Origin of the sequence: Legionella sp. km772 (assembly GCF_003989735.1) — a bacterium.
Classification (GTDB): domain Bacteria; phylum Pseudomonadota; class Gammaproteobacteria; order Legionellales; family Legionellaceae; genus Legionella.
On the sequence record NZ_RZGQ01000366.1, the window covers coordinates 1 to 1,169 of the forward strand.

Consider the following 1,169-nt stretch of genomic DNA (forward strand, 5'->3'; position numbering starts at 1 on the left):
TAAAAACTCATTTAAATCACTTTGCTATTAAGTACAAATTGATTCTTAGAGCGAACCAGATTGCTTGGCAGGAGCTTAAAAATATGGCAGCTTAAAATTGACCGTGCGTAACATGAGTTAGGAGGAGTAGCTTTAGGCATCGCCATCGCGGCTATGCACTACACAGGGATGGCGGCCATGAGTATTAGCATGAATATTCGCTATGTCCCAAGCATTTTTTTAATATCGATTTTCATTGCTATTTTTGCATCAGAAGCGGCTTTATACCTTGCAATAAAAGTGGCTGACCCCCAGATAAAACATCCTTTCATGTTAAAAATTTTCAGTGCTTTATTAATGGGGGCGGCTATTTGTGGAATGCATTATACCGGTATGGCCGCGGCGGTTTTTACACCGCTAGAAACGATGCCGGCCATGGGATATACGGAAAGCCCTGACAATATTTCCGTGATGATTGCTATGGTTACTATTTTTATTTTGGGAATAGCTATTGTTATTTCTTCAGCCAAAGATGCGCTTGCAGTGCGTCATGCCAAAATGGCTCGTCTATCCGGGATGGCAGAAGTGGCCTCTAGTGTTTTACATAATGTAGGAAACGCTTTAAACAGTGTCAATGTGTCTGCCTCATTAATAAAAAACCATTTGCGAAATATTGAGCTCGATAAATTGCAACAGCTTAATGGGTTAATCCATGAACATCAGGATGATTTAGCTTCGTTCTTTACTACGAATCCCAAAGGAGTCAGAGTACCCAATTATCTTGATAAATTAGCGACCATTTGGCGGGAGGAGTATAAATTTTTACAGGAGGAGTTAGAACGTTTAGATCACAATATAAGACATATTAAAGACATCATTTCCGTGCAACAATCCTTAAGTGTTAAAGTCAATTTTGTCGAGTTAACTTCTCTTGAATCAGCCATCGATAATGCCTTGACCCTCACCGGTATTGATTTCGCTGCATTCAACATCACTATCAAGTCAGAACACCAGAAACTTAAGCCAATTTGCTTAGATCAATTAAAATTATCACAAGTGCTGGTTAATCTAATCACTCATGTTACGCACGGTCAATTTTAAGCTGCCATATTTTTAAGCTCCTGCCAAGCAATCTGGTTCGCTCTAAGAATCAATTTGTACTTAATAGCAAAGTGATTTAAATGAGTTTT

At 38.8% G+C, this 1,169-nt stretch carries 2 protein-coding genes; one reads left to right on the plus strand and one right to left on the minus strand.

All coding sequences use genetic code 11. The annotated features are described in order from the left end of the window. Positions 1-11: 11 nt before the first annotated feature. Positions 12-140: a hypothetical protein gene (locus tag ELY15_RS16680; protein WP_255411139.1), complete on the minus strand. Its 129-nt coding sequence runs from the start codon at positions 138-140 to the stop codon at positions 12-14. Between the two features lie 37 nt (positions 141-177). Here ELY15_RS16680 and ELY15_RS15930 point away from each other — a divergent pair, with 37 nt between their 5' ends. Next, on the plus strand, positions 178-1,080 hold the full coding sequence (locus ELY15_RS15930; RefSeq protein WP_158617539.1) for an MHYT domain-containing protein: 903 nt from the start codon (positions 178-180) through the stop codon (positions 1,078-1,080). Positions 1,081-1,169: the final 89 nt, after the last annotated feature.